This window comes from Enterobacteriaceae bacterium ESL0689, from assembly GCA_029433525.1.
In the GTDB taxonomy this organism is placed as follows: Bacteria; Pseudomonadota; Gammaproteobacteria; order Enterobacterales; family Enterobacteriaceae; genus JAQTIF01.
The window spans coordinates 259482-278996 of the sequence record JAQTIF010000001.1; the positions used below are offsets into that span (position 1 = coordinate 259482).

Here is a 19515-nt window from a genome sequence, read left to right on the forward strand (position 1 = left end):
TTTTAGCCAAGAGACAGCGCCTTACGCTGAGCAAATAAGCCATTTGCCTCATTTTCCAGAGCCGCAATCTGACTGTTGAGATCATTATATTGCTGATTCATGGAGGCCAGTTTCTCTTTTTCTGCTTTTGTTGTTGTGCGCTGATTTTTTAACGCATTTTTAAAGCCAGCATCCTGTTCCTTCATCATACTGATTTTATCTTTCATGACTTTAATGTTGGCATCAATCTTCGCCAGTTCTTTTCGGGCGCTGGCAGTATTAAAGCCCGCCTTATCTTTTTGCTGGCTGATTCGACTCAGCGTTGCCCGGTTATCCCTGATCACCTGATTCATGACCGAAGCGGTTTTTTTGACGGCGGCAGTTTCTTCTCTGATCCCTCTTTCCATACCATTCAGGCGGTCTGAAGTCGTCGCATAATTTTTCTGTACGCTATCCAGATAGTAGTTTGTCGCCATCCCTGTCGCACACCCGGCCGCACCGCCCACTACCGCACCCGTAACCACATCGCTGCTATCATCTCCTGCCAGTGCTCCGACTAAAGCCCCCACTCCCGCGCCTAGCAATGCACCAACACCACAACCTTCGGCACCCGATGAACTGAAGAACTTTGCCTGCTCTCCGCTTGTCAGTCGGGTATCAGCTTTATTCAGCAATGAGCTTCCGGTATCGACACACCCACTGAGAAACAGCGTTGCACTGATAAGAACACATAATATATTTCTGCGATGAATAATCATCATGGCCTGTCCTTAACTAATTTATAACTAAACGATTTAAACGCCTGGTGCAGCCAGTTTGCGCGGAGAAACCGCTGCGCACAGGTAATGCGTAAAGATTTCGGGCACCGCCCAGAGCCAGAATGGCAAGAGAGATAGCCTAATGGGCCAGACGCTAAGTTTTACTCGTTATCGATATACTACAGATAATCTCACTTACAACATAAAAATTAACATTAACCGAAATCCACACTACTAAGACAAATTCATCAGCAATAATGTTCCTCTCCTGAGGAAATATTCTGAATAACAGAAAAAGGATGTCCCTTATCTGCACCGGATATCATTGATCAAAATAATTTACAAATAGTAAATATATTCATAACGCACTGTTAAAATAAGATTGCCCACACCCAGATAAATCGCGGAATAGCTGATATAAACCGAAGTAGACATCGCATCGTATTTATTTAACATTGCTATTAATAGCAGACTTTTCCTTAATTAAATTTTTTAATTAGTGCAATTAATATTAATTAAATATTAAAGCATCCAGGATATGTCACCTGCCACAGAATATTTTACCCAAAAAAGGCACGTACTTTCATCTTTTTTATGCTGAAAAATAGCATTTCAGTGAAAAAAACATACCTGAATGTCACTATATTTCACAATAATGAAAAAAATATGAAACATCTGTCACCCTCGAAAATGCCGCTTTGCGGCAACAGCAGGTATCAGATAACCCACGTGGCTTCCGCATTAATAGTCCTGGCGCTAAGACAGATCGCCCTCGTCTTCAGCCGTTGTTTTATCCAGTAGCCGCGCACCGGTTCCTTGATGACCGAGCTTATCACCCGGATTGCGCAACGGACAATCCCCTCGGGATAAGCAGCCACAGCCAATACAATTATCCAGTTGATCACGCAGCGCGATTAACGTATCAATTCGCTGATCCAGCGCTTTCCGCCACTGTGAAGAGAGCTGTTGCCACTCTTGCGTATTAAGTGTCGCACCTTGTGGTAACACCGCCAGTGCCTGACCAATCGTTGCCAGCGGGATCCCGATACGCTGAGCAATCTTAATAATCGCGACAGTCCGCAAAACGTCGCGTTGATAGCGTCGCTGGTTACCTGCATTGCGCTGACTATGAATCAGTCCTTTACTTTCATAAAAATGTAACGTGGAGACAGCAACCCCGGTCCGTTTTGCGACTTCGCCTGGCGTCAATAACATTTTGATCTGTGGCAGTTGTTTTTCCATAAAGCGCTTTACCTCAAGTTAACTTGAGGAATTATACTGGCAAAAGCATAAAATGATGAAGCAAGGGAGGCCGCTTTATGTCCCATCACGATATTATCCAGGCGCTGACTGAATGGATTGATGAACATATTGATCAACCACTGAGTATTGATATTGTTGCCAGAAAATCAGGGTACTCAAAATGGTATCTGCAACGTATCTTCCGCCAGGTTATGCACCAGACAATCGGTCATTATATTCGTCAGCGTCGCCTGTCGCTGGCTGCAGAAGCACTCAGAGAGACGCAACGCCCTATTTTTGATATCGCGATGGATCTTGGTTATGTCTCACAGCAAACATTTTCACGTGTCTTTCGCCGAAAGTTTGATCGCACACCCAGTGATTATCGTCAACATATCTCTTCCTGACGACTTGCCAGTAACAAGAGAGGCGCTGTAAGCGACTGGCCCACCAGGCGTTGCTGGCATAGTCAGTCTGGACACGACAGCGCTAATAACGCCTGGTGGGATGGCATCTGAATATCAGCTCATTCACAGCAACCGTGCTTCCGGCACAGCCGCCTGCTCACAGGCAATCGTCAATCCCCTCCCGATGTAAAACTGATCGCAAAATAAGCCTGAAAATAATTAATCTCATAATAATATCATCGTGATTATTATAAACCTGTGACAGAATCGCAGACTCAGACTATCAAAACTCGCCATTCACACTTATTGATACGTTGATCACCCAGCGCGGAGCTTTCCGCACACGCATCCTTCTGCAGCGCCAGCCAGTGCCACAGCTTTTCCAGTACCGGCCGCGCATAACGCTGTCGCCACTGCCGGATTTTTTCCACCGGCCGGTGCCGGATCTTCCTTTCAAGCCGGTACAACCCGGCGATCTGCCTGATCGCTGTTGCCGCACGCGGATCCCTGTTCGCTTTATAAATATCAGCGAAGTTTCTCCGGGCATGCGCCCAGCATCCGGTCAGCGTTATCCCTTTGTTTTGTCCGGCCAGGGTTTCATACGCCGGATAGCCGTCAACGACCAGACTTCCGGCCCGGCCTTTCAGGTAGTGTGCCGCATATCTGCTGCTCCGCCCGGGCTGACAGTCGAAGCAGACGACCGGCAGGCTGCTTTTTTCGCCGCTGACGTAAGCCCACAGATAGCCGGAGTGCGTTTTGCCGTCTTTTTTCGTGTCCAGAATCTGCAGCGGTGTTTCATCGGCATGAAGCACATCACAGTTCAGCAGTTTCTGGTGCAGTAACTCTGCCAGTGGTGTCAGCGCCGCGCCCGCACGGCCGACTGTATCGGCCATCGTACTGACAGGAAGCTGAATATCAGAGCGGGCGAACACTGACTGCTGACGATGCAGCGGCATATGATCACAGTATTTACTTATCACCAGATGAGCGATGAGCGACGGCTCGGCTATTCCCTTCGGGGCAATATGGGCAGGCATATCGCCACTGACCACCCGCTGGCAGCAGGTGCAGCCATACTGCGGTCGGACATAACGGTTAACCACGATGCGTGCCGGAATATATTCCAGCTTTTCACTCACTTCATCGCGGATGTGACGCAGGGCACCCTGGCAGTCGGGGCAGCGTTCAGCTGAGGCGGGTTCGATGATTTTTGTTACCCGCGGAAGATGCGCCGGCAGCGGTTTTCTTGCCGGGCGTTCCGGGACAGCTTTTTCTTCGGGGGGAAGCAGGTTGTCGGGCTGCGCTTCCACAGCCGCGATATCCGCATCCAGCTCCTCTTCGAACAGGGAACGCTGCATACCTGCCAGCGTTTCTCCTTTTTTACCGAAGCGCTGCTGGCGGGCCAGTTTCAGCATTTCCTCCAGCAGCAGAATGCGCTGACGGAGTTTCTCTTTTTCAGACACCATTTTTTGCACCATGGCCAGAGCCAGAGTGCGGAGATATCCATGCGGGTGATTATACCACACCCTGCATGGATAATAATGATTACTCATGCAGTTATACTGTTTTTTCATGCCTGTTCAGCGGTATCCCGGAAGACCCATTTTGCGAGGTCATAACCTTTCACCTGCTGCCAGTCAATGCCGCTGACAAGCCAGGTAAACTCATCGGGCGTCAGATGCCAGACGACATCATTCTGCCGTGGCCAGCGAAAATGGCCCCTGTGCAGACGGCAAACGCACAGCCAGACGCCATGCTTATCCCAGCGCAGAACCCTGATGCGCGAGCGGGATTTGTTGGTGAAAACGAACGCGGCACCTTCGTGCCACGATGAGTGGAGTTCATCCTGAACATACTGTGTCAGGGAATCTATTCCGCGCCGCATATCAACGGGCTTCATGGCGAGAAAAACATTTTCAGGCATCAGCATATTTTAGCGCCCTGAAGACATCGGTTAATTGTGAAGGAAGACAGCGCAGCTGAATTCCGCCATGCAGAAAGAATGTCACGGTTCCAGCCACAGGGGATGATGAGCCGGAGAGATGAACAGGCAGTACAGCGGGAGCCCTGGCAGGTTGTTCAGCCCGGGCGACATCCCGGGGTCAGTCACGAAAGGAAGCAAAGGAAATGTCGTTAAGCTCGCAGTATTGTCTGCGGGTAAGACCGCTGGCGCGCCAGTCAGCGACATGTTGCTTTTTTTGTTCAATGCACCATTTTCTTTTCATTGGTAAACGCCTCTCGTCAGTTAAAGGAGAGGCTGATAGTACCTGATGAAATAATTAAGAAAATATGAGTTTACCGGATGGTTACGTTACTACGATCCGGAATGCGGACGTTTTATCAGCCAGGACCCGATAGGCCTGGCCGGTGGACTGAACCCGTATCAGTATGCGCCGGAACCGGTGACGTAGATTGATCCGTGGGGGCTGGTCGGGAATGAGATACTTTTTGATAGTGGTTTTTGGAAAGCTGTTGGTGCTTCTTCAGTTAAAACTAAAACGAGTGCCCTCAGTGTCAGGATAGTTGTCACCCCCTCTTAAAAATCAGTCCGAGGGCATGGAGTGACAAATGAAACGTATTTCCCCTGAACGTAAAGCAGCGATACTGGCTAAATGACGCTCTCCTTACAACATGGCGGTTTCCGCCGTTGTACAAATGACAGGAATATCAGAAGCTATCTTTTATAATTGGCGCAATCAGGGAAATCTGGTGCCCAGTGCAGACCAAAATAGTGAACAGTAGCCTGCGGAAGCCCGCTTCGCCATAAGCGATATCTCTACCCCCATTTCCCATTGTGACAGAGATTGTCAGCGCGCTGTATCAGCGAGCCATTCAAACTGAAAGATCTTCCAGCATAGTCATATAGCTGATGAATACGATCGTTATAATCGTACCATCAGCGAAAATATCACAGGCTTTGAATGACGATAAGACCGACGGTTCCCCGCCCTGAAGGGCGGGGTTTTACAGTGGCCGGGATAAAAACTATCGCACGCTATCTGTCGCCAGTGTTCCAGACGATTTCAGCGCAATATCAGAACGGAATATCGTCGTCAAAATCCATCGGCGGCTCGTTAGATGGCGCTGCCGGTGCAGGCTGTTGTGGACGCGCAGGTGCGCTGCCACTGAACTGATTGCCCCCCTGTGGCGGCTGAGACTGACCCCAACCCCCTTGCTGTGGGCCGCCCGCTGCGGGAGCGGTACCTCCCCCCTGACGACTTCCCAGCATCTGCATAGTGCCACCCACATTCACCACAACTTCGGTGGTGTATTTGTCTGCACCCGACTGATCTGTCCATTTACGGGTACGTAACTGGCCTTCAATATAGACCTGTGACCCTTTGTGTAAGTATTCTCCTGCAATTTCAGCTAACTTACCGAACAGCACGACACGGTGCCATTCCGTCTGTTCTTTCATTTCACCCGTCTGCTTATCGCGCCAGGATTCGGAGGTTGCCAGAGTAAAGTTAGTGACAGCACCGCCACTCGGCATATAGCGTACTTCTGGCTCCTGGCCCAGATTCCCGATGAGAATCACCTTGTTTACGCCTCTGCTGGCCATTGTTCGAATCTCCTGAGTAAAATTTTTTATCAATATAAGCTGATAAGTGTAACATCGGAAAGCGCTATTTTGGCAATCGCAACAGAGATTCAGCAAAAGATCGTAACAAGGGAACATTTTGCATCACTGTTATCGATGGCGATTCCAGTACTGTATATTAAAACAGGTTTGATTGTGCCATAATTAACCACTGTTGCCGTGTGTTGTGCTGTGTCTTTTAGGGTCTGAAATATAACGGATGCAGTCAAATCAGGCAGTTCGCGTACCTACCGGGAAAGGTAAATGGATAAGATCGAAATTCGGGGCGCCCGTACCCATAATCTCAAAAATATCAACCTCGACATTCCGCGTGATAAACTTATTGTCGTCACCGGGCTGTCAGGATCGGGTAAATCCTCACTGGCTTTCGACACACTCTATGCCGAAGGACAGCGCCGTTATGTTGAGTCGCTCTCCGCTTATGCACGCCAGTTTCTGTCGCTGATGGAGAAACCCGATGTTGATCATATCGAAGGGTTATCGCCCGCCATTTCTATCGAACAGAAATCAACATCCCATAATCCACGCTCAACCGTAGGTACCATCACTGAAATTCATGACTACCTGCGTCTGCTTTATGCGCGCGTGGGTGAGCCACGTTGTCCGGACCATGATATTCCGCTGGCGGCACAAACGGTCAGCCAAATGGTGGATAACGTGCTGTCCCAGCCAGAGGGTGAGCGTTTAATGCTGCTGGCACCGGTGATTAAAGCGCGTAAAGGCGAACACAGTAAAATACTGGAAAATCTCGCCAGCCAGGGCTATATCCGCGCACGAATCGATGGCGAAGTCTGCGATCTTTCCGATCCGCCGAAGCTGGAATTGCAGAAGAAACACACCATTGAAGTCGTTATCGATCGCTTCAAGGTACGCGCTGACCTTAAACAACGACTGGCAGAGTCCTTTGAAACTGCCCTCGAACTCTCTGGGGGCAGTGCGATTATTGCCAGGATGGATGACGCGAACGTAGAAGAGATGCTCTTCTCTGCCAATTTTGCCTGCCCGATATGCGGCTACAGCATGCGTGAGCTGGAGCCACGTCTGTTTTCATTTAATAATCCGGCTGGCGCTTGCCCGGCCTGTGATGGCCTCGGCGTCCAGCAATATTTCGATCCTGATCGGATCATCCAGAATGGCGAGCTGTCACTGACAGGCGGCGCGATCCGTGGCTGGGATCGACGTAATTTCTACTATTTTCAGATGCTGAAGTCACTGGCTGAGCACTATCAGTTTGATGTCGAAGCGCCATGGGGCACCCTGCCTGGCAGCATACAAAACATTGTGCTGTATGGGTCAGGAAAAGAAAGTATTGAATTTAAATATATCAATGATCGTGGTGATACTTCTGTGCGCCGACATCCGTTTGAAGGTGTGTTGCACAATATGGAGCGTCGCTACAAAGAAACAGAGTCCAGCGCAGTACGTGAAGAGCTGGCGAAGTTTATCAGTACCCGCCCTTGTACAAGCTGTGACGGCACACGCCTGCGCCGCGAGGCGCGTCATGTGTTTGTCGCGGATACACCTCTGCCCGCCATTTCGGACATGAGCATTGGTCACGCCATGGCGTTCTTCAATAATCTGAAACTCTCTGGTCAGCGAGCAAAAATTGCCGAAAAAGTGCTCAAAGAGATAGGTGATCGCCTGAAATTTCTGGTGAATGTCGGACTGAATTATCTGACACTCTCCCGTTCAGCGGAAACCCTTTCCGGCGGCGAAGCACAGCGTATTCGTCTGGCCAGCCAGATTGGTGCCGGACTGGTGGGTGTGATGTATGTGCTTGACGAACCCTCCATCGGTCTGCACCAACGGGATAATGAACGTCTGCTGGAAACGCTTATCCATCTGCGTGATCTGGGAAATACCGTGATTGTCGTCGAGCATGACGAAGACGCCATTCGCGCTGCCGACCATATCATCGATATTGGCCCAGGAGCCGGTGTACACGGCGGTGAGGTGGTGGCTGCCGGAACGCTAAAAGAGATTATGGCAGTACCACAGTCTCTGACCGGCCAGTACATGAGCGGAACACGTAAAATTGCGCTGCCTGAACAGCGCGTACCGGCTGATCCGGCAAAAGTCCTGAAGCTGACAGGCGCGCGTGGTAATAATCTGAAGAATGTGACCCTCACCCTGCCGGTAGGGTTGTTTACCTGTATTACCGGCGTCTCTGGCTCAGGTAAGTCGACGTTAATTAACGATACGTTATATCCCATCGCGCAGCGTCAGCTTAACGGTGCGACGCTCACGGAACCGGCACCCTATCGTGATATACAGGGGCTGGGACACTTCGATAAGGTGATCGCTATCGACCAGAGCCCGATCGGTCGTACCCCACGTTCCAATCCGGCGACCTATACCGGGGTCTTTACGCCGGTGCGCGAACTGTTTGCCGGTGTTCCGGAGTCGAGGACGCGTGGTTATACGCCGGGACGTTTTAGTTTTAATGTCCGTGGCGGTCGCTGTGAAGCCTGTCAGGGGGATGGGGTCATTAAAGTCGAGATGCACTTCCTGCCCGATATTTATGTTCCGTGTGATCAATGCAAGGGTAAACGCTATAACCGCGAGACGCTGGAGATTAAATATAAGGGCAAGAGCATCGATGAAGTGCTGGATATGACGATTGAAGAGGCACGTGAATTTTTCGACGCCGTGCCAGCCCTCGCCCGTAAACTGCAAACGCTGATCGATGTGGGACTGACCTATATCCGCCTCGGTCAGTCAGCGACGACGCTTTCGGGTGGCGAGGCTCAGCGTGTCAAGCTGGCACGTGAATTATCTAAACGCGGCACCGGACAGACCCTGTATATTCTCGACGAACCAACAACCGGCTTGCACTTTGCCGATATTCAGCAACTGCTGGATGTCCTGCATCAGCTGCGTGATCAGGGCAATACTATCGTGGTGATTGAACACAATCTCGATGTGATTAAAACCGCAGACTGGATTGTTGATCTTGGGCCTGAAGGAGGAAGCGGTGGCGGTGAAATCCTCGTTGCAGGAACGCCAGAAACCGTTGCAGAATGTGCCACTTCACACACCGCGCGGTTCCTGAAACCGTTACTGCAATAATCGCAGCATACATGCTGCCTTGCCAGCCAATGTGCAAGGCAGCGTGATCCCGTCAATCAGATAACGCGGGCAATCGCCTGTGCGACTGGCTGAACATTACGTGAATTCAGACCCGCCATACACATCCGGCCACTGGAAATCAGGTAAACAGCCGACTCTTCACGCAGATGATCAACCTGGTCGGCGCGTAAACCGGTGTAGCTGAACATTCCGCGCTGTTGCAACAGGTAATCAAAATTCACATCAGGCAACGTTGTTCGCAGGGCCTCCACCAGCGCCTGGCGCATCGTCAGAATGCGAAGGCGCATCTCTTCGACCTCTGCCAGCCAGAGTGCTTTCAGTCGGCTATCATTCAACACTTCTGCCACAATCCGGGCACCCGCATTGGGGGGGCTGGAATAGATACGGCGCACGGCGGCTTTTAACTGCCCGAGAACCCGGCTCGCTATCTCAGCATCTTCGCAGACCACGGAGAGTCCCCCCACCCGTTCACCGTACAGTGAAAAGATTTTCGAGAAAGAGTTACTGACCAGCATAGGGAGCCCGGCACGCGCTATCGCCCGGATCGCATAAGCATCATCATCCATCCCGGCACCCAGTCCCTGATACGCGATATCGAGAAAAGGGAGCAGCTGGCGACGTTTCAGTACACTTACCACCTCATCCCACTGTGCCTGAGTCAGATCGGCTCCCGTCGGATTATGGCAGCAGGGATGCAGTAACACGATGTCATGTTCCGGTAATTGCTGTAACGTTTCGAGGAGAGCCGCGAAGCACACACCATTGCCGTTATAATCAAACCAGGGGTAAGTACTAACTTCGAATCCAGCGCCTTCAAATATCGCGATGTGATTTTCCCAGGTGGGATCACTCACCCATACTCTGGCATCCGGAAAGTAGCGGTGCAGAAAATCAGCGCCGACCTTCAGTGCCCCCGATCCTCCCAGCGTCTGAATAGTAGCGATGCGATTTTGTGTCAGTAAGGGATTGTCATCACCAAATAACAGCGGTGCAATCGCGTGCCGGTAAGCAGCCAGCCCCTCCATCGGCAGATAGAGCGAAGCACCATGCGCTTGCGCGTTGAGCCGTGCTTGTGCTTCCGCCACCGCCTGTAACTGCGGCACGATGCCCTCTTCGTTATAATACAAACCAATACTCAGATTTATTTTGTCACCACGCGGGTCCTGTTTGAAACGCTCCATCAGAGAGAGAATCGGATCGCCAGCGTAGGTATCAACGTTCTGAAACACGAGGAATTTCTCCAGGTTTATTGTGAACCACTTGAGACACAATAAACCGAACAAATAAGAAGATCGAGCAGATTAACAGACACTTCGGGCACGCAATGCAGCCGGAAAAAGAGCCGAATAGCTGACGGCATACTGCCACAGTGGACAGCAGATATATCGCCTCTCTGTTCTGATGACATCAGCCCGGCATCAGAACCGCCAGTCAAACTAGCGCTGATGGGGAAAATGGTTAATCGATATATTTCATTGCCACCCGTGAAGTGAGGCGCGTAATAAGTTCGTAAGCACTTACCTTTGTTATTGCGGCAATACGTTCCACAGGCAGCCCCTCCCCCCACAACATGACAGGATCACCGGGCTTATCCTGCGCATCCGGCCCCAGATCGACACAAATCATATCCATCGCTACGCGACCCACAATCGGCACTTCACGACCATTCACCTGTACCGGCGTGCCGGATGGCGCGGCGCGCGGATAACCATCCCCGTATCCCATCGCCACCACCCCAAGCCGGGTGTCCCGCTCACTGACCCAGGTACCGCCGTAACCCACCGGCTCACCGGCCTGATGTTCACGTACAGCAATCAATACCGATGTCAGCGACATCACTGGCTGGCAGCCAAAATCAGCGCCAACAGAAGGAGCCTCCAGCGGTGAGACACCGTAAAGAATAATCCCCGGACGTACCCAGTCAAAATGGGACAACGGCCAGAGCAAAATGCCGCCAGACGCGGCAATAGAACGCAAACCGGGTTTTCCCGCCGTAAATGCGCGAAAGATCGCCAGTTGGTCTTCCGTCGCAGAACTCTGTGGCTCATCTGCCCGGGCAAAATGGCTGACAACATTAACCGGCTGACGCACGTTTTTACATCGGCTCAGGCGCTGATAAAAATCCTCTGCCTGTTCTGGTAAAACGCCCAACCGATGCATCCCGGTATCGAGTTTCAGCCAGACAGTGACGGGATCAGTAAGCACTGCCTTCTCAAGGGCAAGCAATTGATCGAGGTTGTGGACGACAGTATGCAACTGCTGTGCTGAGATGATCGGTAAATCAGCACTATCGAAAAAACCTTCCAGTAACAGGATCGATTGAGTGATCCCGCCAGCCCGCAGACATAACGCCTCTTCGAGACGGGCAACGCCGAAAGCATCAGCATCAGGAAGCGCATGCGCGGTTGCCAGAAGGCCATGTCCATAAGCGTTCGCTTTCACTACTGCAACCAGCTTGCTGGCAGGTGCCAGTTGCCGCAGACGTTGCAGATTGTGTCGCAAAGCGCGGCGGTTAATGATAACGGTTGCCGCTTGCATTTACATTCCTTAGAAATTATTCATCATCATATTGCGGGCCAGCGTAATTATCGAAACGTGACCACTGGCCATTGAATGTCAGGCGTACCGTTCCGATAGGCCCGTTACGCTGTTTACCAATAATAATTTCCGCAATACCTTTTAAGTCACTGTCTTCGTGATACACCTCATCGCGATAAATGAACATAATTAAATCAGCATCCTGCTCAATAGAGCCGGATTCACGCAGATCAGAGTTGACCGGGCGTTTATCCGCACGTTGTTCGAGTGAACGATTAAGCTGTGATAACGCCACCACCGGCACCGCCAGCTCTTTCGCCAGCGCCTTTAACGAACGGGAAATTTCGGCAATTTCCAGTGTCCGGTTTTCGGAAAGTGACGGTACACGCATCAGTTGCAGATAGTCGACCATGATCAGGCCAATTCCGCCATGTTCACGGGCAACACGTCGGGCGCGTGACCGAACTTCACCAGGCGTCAGGCCGGAGGAGTCATCAATATAGATATTACGCTTTTCCAGCAGCAAACCCATAGCACCAGAAATGCGCCCCCAGTCCTCATCATTCAGTTGTCCTGTACGAATACGGGTTTGATCTACCCGCGATAGCGAGGCCAGGGTACGCATCATGATCTGTTCAGCTGGCATCTCAAGACTGAAGACCAGTACCGGTTTTTCCTGTAACATCGCGGCATTTTCGACAAGATTCATTGCAAATGTTGTCTTACCCATTGAAGGGCGCGCGGCGACGATAATTAAATCTGATGGCTGTAATCCTGCGGTTTTTTTATTCAGATCCTCATAGCCAGTATCCACGCCGATAACACCATCATGCGGTTTCTGGAACAGCTGTTCGATCCGCGCGACGGTTGCATCAAGGATTTCAGCGATATTTTTCGGGCCTTCGTCTTTATTCGCACGGCTTTCTGCGATTTTAAAGACCCGGGATTCGGCCATATCGAGCAAGTCTTCACTGCTACGCCCTTGTGGGTCAAAACCTGCCGCAGCGATTTCATTCGCCACCGATATCATTTCACGCACAACGGCACGTTCACGCACAATATCAGCATAGGCACCGATATTCGCCGCACTGGGGGTATTTTTCGCCATCTCCGCCAGGTAGGCAAAACCGCCGACGCTATCCAGTTGCCCTTGCCGTTCCAGTGATTCAGCCAGGGTAATCAGATCAATCGGATTGCCCATTTCCTGCAATCGCGCCATTTCAGTAAAGATATGGCGGTGGGGACGGGTATAAAAATCCTCTGTCACCACACGGTCAGCAACATCATCCCAACGCTCATTATCCAGCATCAGGCCCCCCAGCACCGATTGTTCCGCTTCAATCGAGTGCGGTGGCACTTTCAGCCCGGCAACCTGGGGATCGCGTTCGCGGGATTCATGCTGAGAGTTATTGAAAGGTTTATTGGCTGCCATATTGCATGGAATTCCAGAAGTAGTGACTGACGAGCAAGATTACCACAGAGTGAGGCCATAAAAGAATAAGCGCCTGGCCCATCAGGCGTTATTGCTGGTGCCGGGTGAGCGATGGAGTGGATAAATCGTCGCATATACCTAAGGATATCAGGATTTCGGCAACGACCCGACACCCGCATAAGACGCGCGAAGAAAACCGGCTCGCTAAACGGTTAGCGTGCCTCTGTGACGTAGCGTAGCGCCTGCTCCAGAACGTGGATATTCGCTCCCGCTTTATGCATATTTTCACTTAAGTGCCGGCGCCATTGACGAGCGCCAGGTTGTCCCTGAAACAGCCCCAGCATATGGCGGGTAATATGCCCAGGCCAGGTACCACGACTTAACTCACGTTCAATATAGGGATACATGGCTCGCACCACCGCCACCGGATCACTGTCGGCCCCTTCCAGGGCAAAAATTTGCCGATCAACTGCCGTCAATATTGTGGGGTTATGGTAGGCCGCGCGTCCTATCATCACGCCATCCATATGAACAAGATGCTGTTTTGCTTCTGCTAACGACGTAATCCCACCATTAACCGACAAGGTCAGATGAGGAAAGTCACGTTTTAACTGGTAGACACGCGGATAATCAAGCGGTGGAACTTCCCGGTTTTCCCTTGGGCTTAAGCCGGATAACCAGGCTTTACGGGCATGGATAATAAAGTGTTCACACTCACCCTGACCGGAGACGGTATCGATAAAGTGACTTAAAAATGCATAGCTGTCCTGATCATCCACGCCAATACGGGTTTTGACGGTCACCGGGATCGACACCGCATCACGCATCGCTTTAACGCAATCGGCCACATGCTGTGCATTTTTCATCAGACAGGCACCAAACATGCCATTCTGTACACGATCAGAGGGACACCCTACATTGAGATTGACCTCATCATAACCACGTGCTTCTGCCTGTTTGGCACACTGCGCCAGCGCGGCCGGGTCGCTACCGCCCAACTGTAAAGCCAGCGGGTGTTCCTCTTCGTTATAAGTCAGATAATCGCCTTTACCGTGCAGGATCGCCCCGGTCGTTACCATTTCGGTATACAGCAGCGCCCGCCGTGACAACAGACGCAGAAAATAGCGACAGTGCCGATCAGTCCAGTCGAGCATCGGGGCAATGGATAGGCGATAAGGGGGATAATTTGTCGCTATATCACTGTTTACGCTGGTTTGGTGCGGGTTGGGAGATTGTTTATTTTCGGGCATTTTTTGTCTTTATGTCGTATTTTTTCTTTATCAGGGCACCACTGAGGACACTTAGATGGCGTACTATACCATAGAAACATGTTAACGCTCCGATGGGACTTTACACTATCGCTGCACTGTGGGCGTAAAAGAAGGTGGAAAATACATCTACCGGGAGAACCGAACATATCGCAACGTTCGCCCATTAATACTCCCCCACTTCCTGCCAGGGAAGTGAGATGAGGTATTCCATTGCTATTAATAAAGACGATTCATCCTTCCGCATCCACCTACCCGATATGCCGGGCGGCTTCTCCGATGACGGCATGATAAGCCATCAATCATTTGCGGTGCCGGTGACCCGTCTGATGTCTTCGTTCATCTCGGTATCGGGTTGTACCAAAATAGTCGGTTTGCGAAGAGCCAATGACATTACCGCGTGCGTCCCGGTATGTGGTTTTACCAAAATAATCGGTCTGTGATGTCCCTATAACCTTTCCCTGCGCATCTTTGTATCGTGTTTTACCAGAATAATCGGTTTGAGGCGTTGCATCTAACCTTCTATGCGTGTCACCGGTATAATTGGGTTGTGATGTACTTCTTAAATTACCATAAGGATCTCGTCCATCCCAGTAATCAGCATAAGCCACCGATGTCACCAGTAACATGCTCATAATCAGCATCTGTACTTTGCTAACTGCCATTTTACAATCGCTCCTTTAGCTATCAAATGAACAGATATTTCTGCTTAATATATACACCGGTTAAAAAACAGAGAAAACACTTATAGCACTAAAAGCCTGGAGCATCAGATATTTTTATACCACCTGTTTAGCGTCTGGCCCTGCAGGCATTACCAGTACAAATAATAATCAATACTGGCAGTACTGAGGATCAATATAAATCACCGCGACAAAATTGCCATTTCTCGGCGTTTTTTGTGGTTCGTGATAAAGTAAAAATGTCATACCCACATAGTCAGAGAATGTTTATGGATAAGACCACTTCGCAGGAAATATTAGCGCATGCTGAAAAGCTTTGTGTGCAACGCGGTGTGCGGCTAACTCCACAACGTTTTGAAGTGATGCGTTTAATGAGCCTACAGGATGGCGCAATCAGTGCCTACGATCTGCTTGATCTGTTACGGGAGAAAGAACCACAGGCTAAGCCACCGACGATCTATCGGGCACTGGAGTTTCTGCTTGCTCAGGGATTTGTGCATAAAGTGGAGTCAACCAATAGCTATGTTTTATGCCACCTTTTCGATCAACCGGCCCATAGCTCTGTCATCTTTATCTGCAGCCACTGTGGCGTAGTAAAAGAAGAACATGCAGAAAACATTGAAGATATTATGCATACTCTCGCGGCTCAAACCGGCTTTGCATTACGCCATAATGTGATTGAAGCACATGGCCTGTGTGCCGCCTGTGTCGCGGTCGAAACCCGTGTGACACCACAACATTGTGATCATGACCCATCCAGATACCATAAAAAGAAAGGCCGATGATACAATAACGCCAATGGATGCTGTGCGAGTAAAGAGGCTACCACCACTCGCGATTGCGAATAATGCCCACCGCCAGGCCTTCGATAGCAAAAGTTTGTTGATGTAAATCGACGATAATCGGTGAGAAATCGCTATTTTCTGGCAGAAGCTCAATCGTATCGCCCTGCTTTTTCAGCCGTTTAACGGTGACTTCTTCATCAATGCGCGCAACGATAACCTGGCCGTTATGCGCCTCCTGGGTTTTATGGACTGCCAGCAAGTCGCCATCCAGAATGCCAATATTTTTCATCGACATACCATTAACACGTAATAAAAAATCGGCATGAGGTTTGAACATCTCCGGGTCAACCTGGTAGTAATTTTCAATGTGTTGCTGTGCCAGAAGTGGCTCACCCGCTGCGACACGGCCAATCAATGGCAAACCAGATTCTTCTTCGGTCAATAAACGAATGCCCCTCGAAGCACCCGAAATAATTTCAATGGCACCTTTACGTGCCAGCGCTTTTAGATGTTCCTCAGCTGCATTGGGAGAACGGAATCCCAGGCGTTGAGCAATTTCCGCACGTGTTGGCGGCATTCCGGTCTGGTTGATGTGATCCCGAATGAGATCAAACACCTCTTGCTGTCTGGTCGTTAATGTTTTCATTTCGCCCCCTGTTTTTATATACAGCTATACTGTGAGTATATACAGTCAGTCGGGATTTGAAAACCGCGCAGTACACAAAAATAAGCCTGTTATTTTCTCTTTTGTGAAGATAGCCGGGGGAAGTATTAACAATAATGTGCCCATAACAGCATCACCCAGGTGATAAGAGCCATGATAATCGCCAGCAAGACTGCTGCTGATCCCATATCTTTAGCACGCCCGGATAACTCGTGGGGGGTCAGACTAATACGATCCACCACCGCTTCAATCGCGCTGTTTATTATTTCAACGATTATCACCAGCAAAACGGAACCTATCAGCAATACGCGCGAAATAGCATCAATATCCAGCCAGACCACGATTATCACGGCAATAACGGCAATAATCACTTCCTGACGAAACGCGGCTTCATGATGCCATGCCGCATAAATGCCTTTCCAGGAGTAGCCCGCCGCCTTGATGATGCGGGATAACCCGTGAGTGCTATTGCTCATCAAAAGCTCCTTTTTATCTCAATGACATCAATCAATGTACATGTTTGCTATATGGCACCAGAAATTTTGTGCACTTTCTGTTATTCTCATAGCCGCATTACATGATTAACCAGAGGCCTCATACTGTTTATGTCCGGCTGGCAACGTATTTACTATAAATTACTGAGTTTACCATTACGAGCATGGGTAAAAAGCAAATCGATTCCCACAGAGCCTGCTCAGGAGTTAGGGCTGGACACGTCATGTCCGATTATGTATGTCTTACCCTATAACTCGAAAGCGGATCTGTTAACCCTGCGAGCCCAGTGCCAAAAGCACGATTTACCCGATCCTCTGATCCCACTGGAAATCGATGGCGTACTGCTACCGCGCTATGTGTTTATTCACGGTGGACCGCGTGTATTTACTTACTACACGCCAAAAGAAGAGTCGATCAAATTATTCCACGACTATCTGGATCTTCACCGCAACAATCCCGATCTGGATGTGCAAATGGTGCCTGTTTCGGTGATGTTTGGTCGGGCACCGGGACGTGAAAAAGGTGAGATTAACCCGCCACTGCGCATGCTCAATGGCATTCAGAAGTTCTTCGCCATTTTGTGGCTGGGGCGTGATAGCTTTGTCCGTTTTTCACCCTCCGTATCTTTACGCCGTATCGCCGATGAGCATGGCACGGATAAAATTATTGCGCAAAAGCTGGCACGGGTGGCACGCATACATTTTTCGCGTCAGCGTCTGGCTGCTGTTGGCCCGCGTTTGCCTGCTCGTCAGGATCTGTTCAATAAATTACTGGCATCAAAAGCCATTGCGCGCGCGATAGATGATGAGGCGCGTAGCAAGAAAATCTCTCACGATAAAGCCCAGCGCAATGCCACTCTCCTGATGGAGGAAATTGCTGCCAATTTCTCCTACGAGATGATCCGGCTGACTGATCGTATTCTTGGTTTCACCTGGAATCGTCTGTACCAGGGCATCAATGTTAATCATGCTGAACGTGTCCGTCGGCTGGCACATGAGGGGCATGAAATTGTTTATGTGCCGTGTCATCGTAGCCATATGGACTATCTGCTGCTTTCTTATGTGTTGTATCACCAGGGGCTGGTGCCGCCACATATCGCGGCCGGTGTTAACCTCAATTTCTGGCCAGCCGGGCCGGTGTTTCGGCGTCTGGGCGCATTTTTTATCCGCCGTACTTTTAAGGGAAATAAACTCTATTCGACCGTGTTTCGCGAATATCTGGGTGAACTTTTTAGCCGGGGATACTCTGTAGAATATTTTGTCGAAGGCGGACGTTCACGTACAGGCCGTTTACTGAATCCTAAAACCGGCACACTAATGATGACCCTCCAGGCGATGCTGCGCGGTGGAACCCGTCCTATTACGCTCGTACCTATCTATATTGGTTACGAACATGTGATGGAAGTGGGTACTTACGCTAAAGAACTTCGCGGTGCAACGAAAGAGAAAGAGAGCCTGTCACAAATGCTACGCGGCCTGAGCAAACTGCGTAATCTCGGTCAGGGCTATGTGAATTTTGGCGAACCGCTGCCGCTAATGAACTGGCTGAATCAGCATGTTCCGCAATGGCGCGACGATATCGATCCTATCGAAGCTGTGCGGCCGCAGTGGCTAACCCCGTCAGTCAACCATATTGCCGACGACTTGATGGTGCGTATTAATAACGCCGGGGCAGCCAATGGCATGAATCTGTGCTGTACCGCACTGCTGGCTTCTCGCCAGCATTCGCTGACCCGGGAGCAGCTCACGCAGCAAATAAATTGTTATCTCGATCTGTTACGTCATGTGCCCTATTCGCCGGACACCACGACCCCTTCAACCTCAGCGGAAGAACTGATTGACCACACACTGAAGATGGATAAGTTCGAAGTCGAGAAAGATACGATTGGCGATATCATCGTTCTGCCACGTGAACAGGCGGTATTGATGACCTACTATCGCAATAATATTGCGCATATGCTGATCATGCCATCATTGCTGGCCGCTATCGTGACCCAGAGTCGGCATCTTTCTCGCCACGAAGTCCTGCGCCATGTCACGATCCTCTATCCGTTGCTGAAAGCGGAGTTATTCCTGCGCTGGGAGAAAGAGGCACTGCCAGAAGTGATTGATGCCCTGCTCACTGAAATGCAGCGCCAGGAATTGGTTGTACTCAACGATGATGAGATAAGCATTAACCCCGCACGCTCACGTATTCTGCAACTGCTGGCTGCCGGGGTGCGTGAAACTATCCAGCGTTATGCGATTACTTTCTGGCTATTGAGCTCAAACCCTTCGATTAATCGCAGTTCTCTGGAAAAAGAGAGCCGGACTGTGGCTCAGCGTTTGTCTGTTCTGCATGGCATTAATGCGCCTGAGTTTTTTGATAAAGCCGTATTCAGCACACTGGTGCTGACGCTGTGCGATGAAGGTTACATCAGCGATACTGGCGATGCTGAACCCCAGGAGACGCTAAAGGTTTATCAAATGCTGGCAGCTCTGATAGCGCCGGATGTTCGTTTGACGATTGAAAGCGCGATTCAGGATAACACTTAATCCTGCTCTACCTCCCCCGGGATGATATCTACCGGGGGA

15 protein-coding genes and 4 pseudogenes are annotated in these 19515 nt (G+C 50.3%); 7 read left to right on the forward strand and 12 right to left on the reverse strand.

Annotation, left to right across the window (positions count from 1 at the left end):
• Nucleotides 1-2 precede the first annotated feature (2 nt).
• Both PT300_01320 and soxR read right to left on the reverse strand, forming a co-directional pair.
• Nucleotides 3-740: a YMGG-like glycine zipper-containing protein gene (locus tag PT300_01320; protein ID MDF7679334.1), complete on the reverse strand. Its 738-nt coding sequence runs from the start codon at nucleotides 738-740 to the stop codon at nucleotides 3-5.
• 753 nt (nucleotides 741-1493) lie between these two features.
• Nucleotides 1494-1979, reverse strand: coding sequence for a redox-sensitive transcriptional activator SoxR (gene soxR / locus PT300_01325; GenBank protein ID MDF7679335.1), 486 nt, complete (start codon nucleotides 1977-1979; stop codon nucleotides 1494-1496).
• A 77-nt stretch (nucleotides 1980-2056) separates the two neighbouring features.
• Between soxR and soxS the strand changes: the two genes are divergently transcribed.
• On the forward strand, nucleotides 2057-2386 hold the full coding sequence (soxS, locus tag PT300_01330) for a superoxide response transcriptional regulator SoxS (protein ID MDF7679336.1): 330 nt from the start codon (nucleotides 2057-2059) through the stop codon (nucleotides 2384-2386).
• 362 nt (nucleotides 2387-2748) lie between these two features.
• Here the strand turns inward: soxS and PT300_01335 are convergent.
• The 3 genes and pseudogenes from PT300_01335 to PT300_01345 form a co-directional block, all read right to left on the reverse strand.
• Nucleotides 2749-3885 (reverse strand): annotated as a pseudogene (locus PT300_01335) (IS66 family transposase).
• Nucleotides 3886-3956: 71 nt separating this feature from the next.
• Nucleotides 3957-4316 carry an IS66 family insertion sequence element accessory protein TnpB gene (tnpB, locus tag PT300_01340; GenBank protein ID MDF7679337.1) on the reverse strand — a complete coding sequence of 120 codons (360 nt, stop codon included), beginning with the start codon at nucleotides 4314-4316 and terminating at the stop codon, nucleotides 3957-3959.
• Nucleotides 4303-4611 (reverse strand): annotated as a pseudogene (locus tag PT300_01345) (IS66 family insertion sequence element accessory protein TnpB). Before PT300_01345 ends, tnpB begins: the two are co-directional and overlap by 14 nt.
• A 93-nt stretch (nucleotides 4612-4704) precedes the next feature.
• Here PT300_01345 and PT300_01350 point away from each other — a divergent pair.
• A pseudogene (locus PT300_01350) lies at nucleotides 4705-4797 on the forward strand (hypothetical protein).
• A 623-nt stretch (nucleotides 4798-5420) separates the two neighbouring features.
• Here the strand turns inward: PT300_01350 and ssb1 are convergent.
• Nucleotides 5421-5948 (reverse strand): single-stranded DNA-binding protein SSB1, encoded by a 528-nt coding sequence (ssb1, locus tag PT300_01355; GenBank protein ID MDF7679338.1) that lies wholly within the window; start codon nucleotides 5946-5948, stop codon nucleotides 5421-5423.
• A gap of 282 nt (nucleotides 5949-6230) precedes the next feature.
• Between ssb1 and uvrA the strand changes: the two genes are divergently transcribed.
• Complete coding sequence (gene uvrA, locus PT300_01360) at nucleotides 6231-9056, forward strand: excinuclease ABC subunit UvrA (protein ID MDF7679339.1); 2826 nt, start codon at nucleotides 6231-6233, stop codon at nucleotides 9054-9056.
• 56 nt (nucleotides 9057-9112) lie between these two features.
• Here the strand turns inward: uvrA and PT300_01365 are convergent, their stop codons facing one another.
• The 4 genes from PT300_01365 to dusA all read right to left on the reverse strand — a co-directional run bounded on the left by PT300_01365 (nucleotide 9113) and on the right by dusA (nucleotide 14297).
• Entirely contained in the window at nucleotides 9113-10306 is a 1194-nt protein-coding gene (locus PT300_01365; protein MDF7679340.1) for an aspartate/tyrosine/aromatic aminotransferase, read from the reverse strand.
• Between the two features lie 229 nt (nucleotides 10307-10535).
• Nucleotides 10536-11615, reverse strand: a complete 1080-nt coding sequence (gene alr / locus PT300_01370) for an alanine racemase (GenBank protein MDF7679341.1) — start codon at nucleotides 11613-11615, stop codon at nucleotides 10536-10538.
• Between the two features lie 16 nt (nucleotides 11616-11631).
• Nucleotides 11632-13047, reverse strand: coding sequence for a replicative DNA helicase (gene dnaB, locus PT300_01375; protein ID MDF7679342.1), 1416 nt, complete (start codon nucleotides 13045-13047; stop codon nucleotides 11632-11634).
• A 212-nt stretch (nucleotides 13048-13259) separates the two neighbouring features.
• A complete protein-coding gene (dusA, locus tag PT300_01380) occupies nucleotides 13260-14297 on the reverse strand; it encodes a tRNA dihydrouridine(20/20a) synthase DusA (protein ID MDF7679343.1) in 1038 nt (345 codons plus the stop codon).
• 55 nt (nucleotides 14298-14352) lie between these two features.
• On the opposite strand from dusA, the pseudogene PT300_01385 reads away from it, so the two are divergent.
• The 3 genes and pseudogenes from PT300_01385 to zur all read left to right on the forward strand — a co-directional run bounded on the left by PT300_01385 (nucleotide 14353) and on the right by zur (nucleotide 15783).
• Nucleotides 14353-14466 (forward strand): annotated as a pseudogene (locus PT300_01385) (site-specific integrase).
• Nucleotides 14467-14515: 49 nt separating this feature from the next.
• Nucleotides 14516-14758, forward strand: coding sequence for a hypothetical protein (locus PT300_01390; GenBank protein MDF7679344.1), 243 nt, complete (start codon nucleotides 14516-14518; stop codon nucleotides 14756-14758).
• A 509-nt stretch (nucleotides 14759-15267) separates the two neighbouring features.
• A complete protein-coding gene (gene zur, locus PT300_01395) occupies nucleotides 15268-15783 on the forward strand; it encodes a zinc uptake transcriptional repressor Zur (GenBank protein ID MDF7679345.1) in 516 nt (171 codons plus the stop codon).
• A gap of 37 nt (nucleotides 15784-15820) precedes the next feature.
• Here zur and lexA read toward each other — a convergent pair whose 3' ends face one another.
• Nucleotides 15821-16429 (reverse strand): transcriptional repressor LexA, encoded by a 609-nt coding sequence (gene lexA / locus PT300_01400; protein MDF7679346.1) that lies wholly within the window; start codon nucleotides 16427-16429, stop codon nucleotides 15821-15823.
• Between the two features lie 125 nt (nucleotides 16430-16554).
• Entirely contained in the window at nucleotides 16555-16923 is a 369-nt protein-coding gene (locus PT300_01405) for a diacylglycerol kinase (GenBank protein ID MDF7679347.1), read from the reverse strand.
• A gap of 129 nt (nucleotides 16924-17052) precedes the next feature.
• Here PT300_01405 and plsB point away from each other — a divergent pair, with 129 nt between their 5' ends.
• On the forward strand, nucleotides 17053-19476 hold the full coding sequence (gene plsB, locus PT300_01410; GenBank protein MDF7679348.1) for a glycerol-3-phosphate 1-O-acyltransferase PlsB: 2424 nt from the start codon (nucleotides 17053-17055) through the stop codon (nucleotides 19474-19476).
• Nucleotides 19477-19515 lie beyond the last annotated feature (39 nt).

Coding starts and splice junctions, on each gene's coding strand:
- PT300_01390 (MDF7679344.1), top strand. CDS start 14,516: ATGAGGTATTCCATTGCTATTAATAAAGACGATTCATCCTTCCGCATC.
- ssb1 (MDF7679338.1), bottom strand. CDS start 5,948: ATGGCCAGCAGAGGCGTAAACAAGGTGATTCTCATCGGGAATCTGGGC.
- soxR (MDF7679335.1), bottom strand. CDS start 1,979: ATGGAAAAACAACTGCCACAGATCAAAATGTTATTGACGCCAGGCGAA.
- soxS (MDF7679336.1), top strand. CDS start 2,057: ATGTCCCATCACGATATTATCCAGGCGCTGACTGAATGGATTGATGAA.
- alr (MDF7679341.1), bottom strand. CDS start 11,615: ATGCAAGCGGCAACCGTTATCATTAACCGCCGCGCTTTGCGACACAAT.
- PT300_01405 (MDF7679347.1), bottom strand. CDS start 16,923: ATGAGCAATAGCACTCACGGGTTATCCCGCATCATCAAGGCGGCGGGC.
- lexA (MDF7679346.1), bottom strand. CDS start 16,429: ATGAAAACATTAACGACCAGACAGCAAGAGGTGTTTGATCTCATTCGG.
- PT300_01320 (MDF7679334.1), bottom strand. CDS start 740: ATGATGATTATTCATCGCAGAAATATATTATGTGTTCTTATCAGTGCA.
- dnaB (MDF7679342.1), bottom strand. CDS start 13,047: ATGGCAGCCAATAAACCTTTCAATAACTCTCAGCATGAATCCCGCGAA.
- zur (MDF7679345.1), top strand. CDS start 15,268: ATGGATAAGACCACTTCGCAGGAAATATTAGCGCATGCTGAAAAGCTT.
- plsB (MDF7679348.1), top strand. CDS start 17,053: ATGTCCGGCTGGCAACGTATTTACTATAAATTACTGAGTTTACCATTA.
- dusA (MDF7679343.1), bottom strand. CDS start 14,297: ATGCCCGAAAATAAACAATCTCCCAACCCGCACCAAACCAGCGTAAAC.
- tnpB (MDF7679337.1), bottom strand. CDS start 4,316: ATGCTGATGCCTGAAAATGTTTTTCTCGCCATGAAGCCCGTTGATATG.
- uvrA (MDF7679339.1), top strand. CDS start 6,231: ATGGATAAGATCGAAATTCGGGGCGCCCGTACCCATAATCTCAAAAAT.